Genomic DNA, 7,328 nt, shown 5'->3' with positions numbered 1-7,328 from the left:
CGACGCATCCTTGTATCTCCCGGCGCAGAAGCGCGATGCGCGCGGCGTGTATGATTCGGCCCACATCCCGGGCGCACGATTTCTGGATCAGGATGCGGTTTCGGATCCGGATTCGCCCTTGCCGCATACGCTGCCGTCACCGCAGCATTTTGCCCAGTATGTCGGCGCCATGGGCGTTTCGGCCGATGACACCATCGTCGTCTACGATGGTCCGGGTTTCTTCTCGGCGCCCCGGGCGTGGTGGATGTTCAGGGTGATGGGCGTCTTCCAGACCTATATTCTGGATGGCGGCTTCGATGGCTGGAAAGCCGCCGGCAGACCGGTGACGGCTGAGCCGACGAAGATCGCGCCAAGCGTGTTTCATGCCGATTTCGACTCCGGGCGCGTCGCCAGCCTCGCCGACATGCGCCGGATCGTCGACACCAGGGCAAGCCAGATCGCCGACGCCCGGGGACCGGGCCGCTTTACCGGCGCCGAGCCTGAGCCGCGCGCGGGTATCCGCTCCGGCCATATGCCTGGCGCGCGCAATCTGCCCTATTCGGCGCTGTCGGAAAATGGCGAGCTGCTGTCGAAGGACCGCCTGCGCAAGGCGATCGAGGAGGCCGGCATCGATCTGTCGAAACCTGTCGTCACCTCATGCGGCTCCGGCATTACCGCAGCGGTGGTGACGCTGGCGCTGGAAACACTTGGCCATACCAACAACAGGCTTTACGACGGCTCCTGGACGGAGTGGGGCGGGCTTTCCGACACGCCTGTCGTGACCGGCCCCGTTGTGATCGGCAAGGAATGAAGACGATGGAAAACGGCGCGCTGGAAGATATTGACGTCACGGTGACGTTTCTCGAGATGCATGTGCCGCCGGCCTATTCGCCGCCGGTGCCCTACAACCGTCAGATCGCGCTGCTGAAGACCAAGGACATTCCGCTGCATTTCTACCGCTATCTGATGGACCGGGTGGGGCGCAAATGGCACTGGGTCAATGTGCTGAGGCTGGATGACGACGAGCTTGCCGCCGGCATTCATCGCGAGGATCGCGACATCAGGGTCCTTTATCTCGACGGCGCACCCGCCGGCTTCTTCGATCTCAAGCCGCATCTGCCGGAAGAAGTCGAGCTCGCCTATTTCGGCATGATGGAACATGCGACGGGACAAGGCATCGGCCGCTGGTTCCTGGGTTCCGCGATCGCAGCCGCCTGGTCGCATGGTCCGAAGCGCGTGACGGTGCAGACCTGCACGCTCGATCATCCGGCGGCTCTGCCGCTTTACCAGAAGCTCGGCTTTGCACCGGTGGCGCAAAAGAAGGAAATCGTGCATCCGCTGCCTTTCGCCGAGCGCGCGGCCAGCGTCATGCGGCCCTAGCCGGAAGCTGACACCAGCTCGAATCTGAACCTGTCGTTCATCGGCCCTTCAGGCTGCTTTTGGCATGTTGCCCGCACCATCAATGCGGCCAAGGCCGAAGGAGACGAAGACATGCTGACCCGCCGTACACTTGCCGCCGCGCTGATCGCGGCGATTGCCATGCCAAGCCTGGCCGCAGCCCAGGCGACAACGCCTTCGGCCGCGACGATCGAGCGGAAGCTCGAGGCAGCACCGCGTGTGAAATTGCGGCCGAACGAGCGCGTCACCATCCGGGAATTCAAGCGGCGCCCGGATTTGCGCCGCATGGCCCGCTCGATCGATATCCAGTCGATCAACTTCGCCTTCGGTTCGGCGGCTATTGCCAACTCGCAATACGACAAGATCGAGACTATTGCCGACGCGCTGCGGCGAATCCTGCGCCGCGATCCCGGCGCCCGCGTGCTGATCGAGGGCCATACCGACGCCGTCGGCTCCTTCCAGTCGAACCAGGCCCTGTCCGAACAACGCGCCGCTTCGCTCAAGCGCACATTGGTGCGCGAATTTAGGGTGCCCGGCCATGCACTGGAAACCGTTGGTTACGGTGAGGAGTTTTTGCTGGTGCAGACGCAGAACGAAAACTGGCAGAATCGCCGGGTGACGCTGCGCCGCTTCGACGATTTCATCCGTTGAGTCGCAGCTCCGAATTTTAATTAGCCGGCGCCTTTGACAGGAATCTGATGAGAGCCGATCGCCGAGGGGCGATCGGCTTTTCGACATTTGGCAGGAATCGGGTGGGCGGCGAGGGTTCAAGGACATAATTTCCAATCACGACACCGGAGATTTTTCCATGACCATCCAGTTCAAAGCTTTGCCGACCGAAGCTGTCAGGACGCTGCAGCGTGGTGGCGTCGATGCTTATGGCCAAACGCCCGAGCGAAAGGTCTCAGATGGTGACGGCATGCCTTGCCGGCATTGTTTGAAGAACATAGGAGCCGGCGATGCCTATCTTGTTCTGGCATACAGGCCATTCCCGCAGCTTCAGCCCTATGCCGAAACCGGGCCGATCTTCCTGCATGCCGAGGAATGCGACGGCGCTGCCGAGGGCGAGGCGCTGCCCGAGATTCTCGACAGCCCCGACTACATCGTGCGCGGCTATGGCAGGGATGACCGTATCGTCTATGGCAGCGGCGGCGTGGTCCCGACCGGAGACATCACCGGGCGGGCCAAGACCTTGTTGGAACGCGACGAGATCGCCTACGTCCATGTCCGCTCGGCGCGCAACAATTGCTACCAGTGCCGCATCGAGCGCGCTTGAGGCTGAGATTAGCCGCTGGAAACAGCTGTCGTACTCCCGTCGCATAGTCGCGATAGAAAGCCATTGTCGATCGATTTGCCGACCGCGGATGAACCGGCGGCAAATCTCGTCATCGAGGAAGCGGGGCTTTGGCTCCGCTTTTTTGTTGCCTGCGTTTGGAGCAGACGTATTCCACGCAAGAAAAAAGCCCGCCGGCATGGCCGACGGGCTGCAACTGTTTGGCTGGAGGGCCTTTTAGTTGAACTTGTACTTCGCGCCGAGGCGCACGGTGTGGAAAGAGGAAGTCGAGGTAAGGGTGTCGTCAGGTGCGCCGAATTCCGAAGAAAAGTCCTTCTTGGCGAACTGCGAATAGCGATATTCGAGGCCAACGGTGACATTGCTGGACAGAGCCGTTTCCAGTCCGCCACCGACCGAGAAGCCGCTGGAGCCCCAGTCGAGGATGTCGCCGATCGGGTCGGAAGCGTTCAGATCGAAATGCTGCCAGCTGTAGCCGGCAAGCGCATAGGCAAGGGTCGATTCGTTCATCTTCATGCCAACGCGGCCCAACACATCGAACCCATAGTCGGTATCGACGTTGATCGATCCGCCGCCGAGATCCAGCTTGGAAGTCATGCCGGAGTAGCGTGCATCGACCATGACGCCTGCGACCCAGCTGCCGAAGTCATGATCGTAGCCGACGTTCAGTTCACCAAAGGCACCTTCGCCACCGAGACCATTGAATTCCAGGTCGCCGAGCGGCGGAACGTTGATCTGGTGCACGGACGCACCGGCACCACCAGCGCCGCCGATATAGAAGCCGGTCCAGTTGTAGGCTGGCGTCTCGAAGGCAGCACCGCCGCCGTTCTGGGCACCGAAACGGTAATTGGCTGCGATCTGGAAAGTATGGCGCGAGGTGTCAAGATTGAGGAGACCGTCCGGAACCCCGACGATGCCAGCCTCGGAAAGAAGATCGTCCTTGGTCCCGAAGCCCGTATAGCGATACTCAGTCTTGATCGTCCAATTGCTGTTGATGGCCGTTTCGATGCCACCTCCGACAAAATACCCGCTCTGATCCCAATCAAAGTCGAAGCCAGCGTTCGTATCGAGCTTGTACTTCTGCCAGGAATAGCCACCCAGCACGTATCCCAGAGTGTTTGGCGTCAAGAGATAGCCGAGACGCAGGCCAGCGTCGAAACCGTAGGTTTCCTTGATCGAAGCGTCGAATCCCGTAATGTCCAGCGTGGTCCCGATGTTGCCGACGTGAGCGTCCAGCAGACCACCGATGAGGAACCGCGGCGCGACCATATAGTCATAGCCAACCGTCAGCTCACCGTAGACGCCTTCGCCACCAATGCCGTTCAGCGAGACTGGAATAAAATCGCTGCTGAGCTTGTGTACGTTGGCACCGGCGCCGACGCCAAAACCAACGTATAGACCGCTCCAGTTAAAGCCGGCAGCTTCTTCTACCGGCTGCACGACGTCTGCTGCGTGAGCAGCAGATATCAAAGCCACAGCAGAAACAGCACCAAGAAGAAAAGATTTCGCGGATGTGCGAATGAACATATGCCCGTACCCCATGAGTAAACCCAGAATGTCTCTAGCAGGGAACCGGCCGGCACGGGAATGACAAATATGCAACAATGATGAGCAAAGTGCCGTTGCGTCACATCTTTCGGCGCCATGCTTTGCCTGAAAAACAGGCTCGCAAGAAAAAACCCGCCGGCATGGAACCGGCGGGCTGGATTGAAAGGAGCTGTTTTTCGCGAAAATCAGGCGGCGAGTACCGCTTTCGGCTCGACCAGTTCGTAGCCGAGCGCCTCGGCGACTGCGCGGTTGGTGATCTTGCCCTTGTGGACATTGAGGCCGTTGCGCAGGTGATGATCGTCGACCAGCGCCTTCAGGCCCTTGTCGGCGAGCTGCAGGCCGTAGTGAAGCGTCGCGTTGTTGAGCGCGTGGGCCGACGTGACGGGCACGGCACCCGGCATGTTGGCGACGCAATAGTGGATGACGCCGTCGACCTCATAGGTCGGGTCGGCATGGGTGGTGGCGTGCGAGGTCTCGAAGCAGCCGCCCTGGTCGATGGCGACATCGACCAGCACCGAGCCTTTCTTCATGCCCGACAGCATTTCGCGCGAAACCAGTTTTGGCGCCGCGGCACCCGGGATCAGCACCGCGCCGACGACGATGTCGGCTGAAAAACACTCTTCTTCCAGCGCCTCGACAGTCGAGTAACGGGTGTGGACGCGGCCGGCGAAGAGATCGTCGAGCTGGCGCAATCTCGGGATCGAGCGGTCGATGATGGTGACGTCGGCGCCAAGGCCGGCCGCCATCCTGGCCGCGTGCAGGCCGACGACGCCACCGCCGAGCACGGTGACCTTGCCGGGCAGCACGCCGGGCACGCCGCCCAGCAGCACGCCGCGGCCGCCATTGGCCTTCTGCAGCGCCGTGGCGCCGGCCTGGATCGACAGGCGTCCGGCAACTTCCGACATCGGCGCCAGCAGCGGCAGGCCGCCACGGTCGTCGGTCACGGTCTCGTAGGCGATTGCCGTCACGCCGGACGCAAGCAGGCCCTTGGTCTGCTCCGGATCCGGAGCAAGGTGGAGGTAGGTATACAGGATCTGGCCTTCGCGAAGCTGCGCCCATTCGCTGGGCTGCGGCTCCTTGACCTTGACGATCATGTCCGACTTGGCGAACACCTCGGCGGCCGTCTTGGCAATCGTGGCGCCGGCGGCGCGATAGGCGTTGTCATCGGCGCCGATGCCGGCACCGGCCCCGGTCTCGACCAGCACTTCGTGGCCATGGGCGACATATTCGCGGACCGAGCCGGGGGTGAGGCCGACGCGGTATTCGTGGTTCTTGATTTCCTTGGGGCAGCCGACGCGCATTTTCTTCTCCTGATCCGGCCCTTTTGGGCTCGTTCCCTGTATGGCTGGAGTGAACCACGAATCGTTGCGCAGGTGTTTGCGAATGCGCTTGCGCCCACCGGCCGGTTTCGATAATTGTTGCGCGAAACAGCAAGATATTCGCAGGATTCACGAATAATGCCGCTCGACAGGATCGATATCGCCATTCTCGAGGCTTTGCAGAAGGATGGCAGGATACCCAATGCGGCGCTGGCCGAGAAGGTCGGCCTGTCGCAGTCGGCCTGTTCGCGCCGGCTCGACAATCTGGAGAAATCCGGAACCATTCGCGGCTACCACGCCCGGCTTTCCAATGCGGCACTTGGCCACCAGATGACGGCGATCGTGCACATATCGCTGTCGGGGCAGTTCGAGAAGACGCTGTCGGATTTCGAGGCGGCGATCAAGCGCTGCCCGAACGTGCTGTCCTGTCACCTGATGTCGGGCGAATACGACTACATCCTGCGGATCGCGGCGAAGGATCTCGTCGACTATGAGCGCATCCACAAGGAATGGCTGTCGGCGATGCCGCATGTGACCAAGATCAATTCGTCCTTTGCGCTACGCGAAATCGTCGACAGGACCGCCATGGGCATGAAGCCGGAAATGGCCTAGGCCTCCGTTACCACCCGATCCATCGGAATGTCGTGCGGCTGCGGGTAGATGGTCGCGATGCGCTGCAGCTCGTAGCCGACGCCGATGACCAGTGGCTTGAACGGCATCGCTGCCAGCGTACGGTCGAAGAAACCGCCGCCATAACCCAGGCGGTAGTTCAGGGGATCGATGCCGACGATCGGCGAGATGACGATGTCCGGCAGCACCGGATCGCCCTCGGCCGGGATCGGGATATTCCAGACACCTTTCTCCAGCCGGTCGCCTGCTTTGTAGGCGCGGAAGATCAGCGGCTGCCCCTTCTCGATGACGATGGGCAGGGCGGTGCGGCCGCCGCGTTCGTTTATGGACGTCATCCAAGGCCGCAAATCCGGCTCGCCGCGAAACGGCCAGTAGAGACTGACCATGCGGCCGGCGATCTCGCCGATTACCGCGTCGAGGCCATCGGCGATGTGTTGCGACATTACCGTTCGCGCGTCGGCCGAAACAGCAAGACGCGCGGCGATCAGGCGTTCGCGCTCAGCCTTGCGCCAGCGTCTCACATCGGTCCAGTCGCTCGAAGGCGCACGGAATTCCGTATCGAGTTCGTGCATGAAACAGGGCGGCGAAGAATACTGCGCCGGAGCATCGTCGTCACGATCGTTGGCCATGCCTCACCTCATCGCGTGTTCGATGACGCTATACCTCGCGATACGATACAACATGTGCATTCACGACATGCAACGACGAGTCTCGGGCACTGGCCATCTGTTGTTGCATTGCACAAAAATACCTACATGCAGGACAGGCAATCTTGCTAACAAGGTGAACGAAATGAACGAAGCCAGGCATCATGTCGTCGTTGTCGGCGCGGGGTTCGGCGGCCTCGAGTTCACCCGTGCGCTTGCCGGCGCTCCCGTGCGCATCACCATGATAGACAAGCGCAACCATCACCTCTTCCAGCCGCTGCTCTACCAGGTGGCGACGACGGCGCTGGCCACCTCCGAGGTTGCCTGGCCGATCCGCCACCTCCTGCGCAAGCGCAAGGATGTGACGACGCTGCTCGCCAATGTCACCGGTGTCGACCGCGCCGGCAAGCGCGTGCTGCTCGATGACGGCAGCGCGGTCGCCTACGACACGCTGCTGCTCGCCACCGGTGCCCGCCACGCCTATTTCGGCCATGACGAATGGGAGCCGTTCGCGCC

General features: G+C 61.6%; 9 protein-coding genes. 6 read left to right on the top strand and 3 right to left on the bottom strand.

What is annotated here, in order from left to right; translation table 11 throughout:
• The 4 genes from sseA to EN969_RS09840 form a co-directional block, all read left to right on the top strand.
• Positions 1-790, top strand: a 790-nt coding sequence (sseA, locus tag EN969_RS09855) for a 3-mercaptopyruvate sulfurtransferase (protein WP_127419095.1), incomplete at its 5' end; no start/stop codon positions are given.
• Between the two features lie 5 nt (positions 791-795).
• Positions 796-1,359, top strand: a complete 564-nt coding sequence (locus EN969_RS09850; protein ID WP_013531462.1) for a GNAT family N-acetyltransferase — start codon at positions 796-798, stop codon at positions 1,357-1,359.
• Between the two features lie 111 nt (positions 1,360-1,470).
• Positions 1,471-2,028 (top strand): OmpA family protein, encoded by a 558-nt coding sequence (locus EN969_RS09845; protein ID WP_013531463.1) that lies wholly within the window; start codon positions 1,471-1,473, stop codon positions 2,026-2,028.
• A 157-nt stretch (positions 2,029-2,185) separates the two neighbouring features.
• On the top strand, positions 2,186-2,653 hold the full coding sequence (locus EN969_RS09840; protein ID WP_013531464.1) for a DUF1203 domain-containing protein: 468 nt from the start codon (positions 2,186-2,188) through the stop codon (positions 2,651-2,653).
• Between the two features lie 234 nt (positions 2,654-2,887).
• Here EN969_RS09840 and EN969_RS09835 read toward each other — a convergent pair whose 3' ends face one another.
• Positions 2,888-4,195: an outer membrane beta-barrel protein gene (locus EN969_RS09835; protein ID WP_063168057.1), complete on the bottom strand. Its 1,308-nt coding sequence runs from the start codon at positions 4,193-4,195 to the stop codon at positions 2,888-2,890.
• Positions 4,196-4,401: 206 nt separating this feature from the next.
• Entirely contained in the window at positions 4,402-5,517 is a 1,116-nt protein-coding gene (gene ald / locus EN969_RS09830; RefSeq protein WP_013531466.1) for an alanine dehydrogenase, read from the bottom strand.
• A gap of 156 nt (positions 5,518-5,673) precedes the next feature.
• On the opposite strand from ald, the gene EN969_RS09825 reads away from it, so the two are divergent.
• Positions 5,674-6,147 carry an Lrp/AsnC family transcriptional regulator gene (locus EN969_RS09825; RefSeq protein WP_013531467.1) on the top strand — a complete coding sequence of 158 codons (474 nt, stop codon included), beginning with the start codon at positions 5,674-5,676 and terminating at the stop codon, positions 6,145-6,147.
• Here EN969_RS09825 and EN969_RS09820 read toward each other — a convergent pair.
• Entirely contained in the window at positions 6,144-6,794 is a 651-nt protein-coding gene (locus tag EN969_RS09820; protein WP_082826460.1) for a 5-formyltetrahydrofolate cyclo-ligase, read from the bottom strand. The two genes, EN969_RS09825 and EN969_RS09820, sit on opposite strands and share 4 nt — an antisense overlap.
• Before the next feature lie 163 nt (positions 6,795-6,957).
• On the opposite strand from EN969_RS09820, the gene EN969_RS09815 reads away from it, so the two are divergent.
• Positions 6,958-7,328 (top strand): FAD-dependent oxidoreductase (locus EN969_RS09815; RefSeq protein ID WP_164758202.1); only part of this gene is annotated, 371 nt, incomplete at its 3' end.

Source organism: Mesorhizobium sp. M7A.F.Ca.CA.003.01.2.1 (assembly GCF_003998945.1).
GTDB classification, from domain to species: Bacteria; Pseudomonadota; Alphaproteobacteria; order Rhizobiales; family Rhizobiaceae; genus Mesorhizobium; species Mesorhizobium ciceri.
Note: the sequence above shows the minus strand (reverse complement) of the source record. Positions and strands in the feature narration are given on the sequence as shown.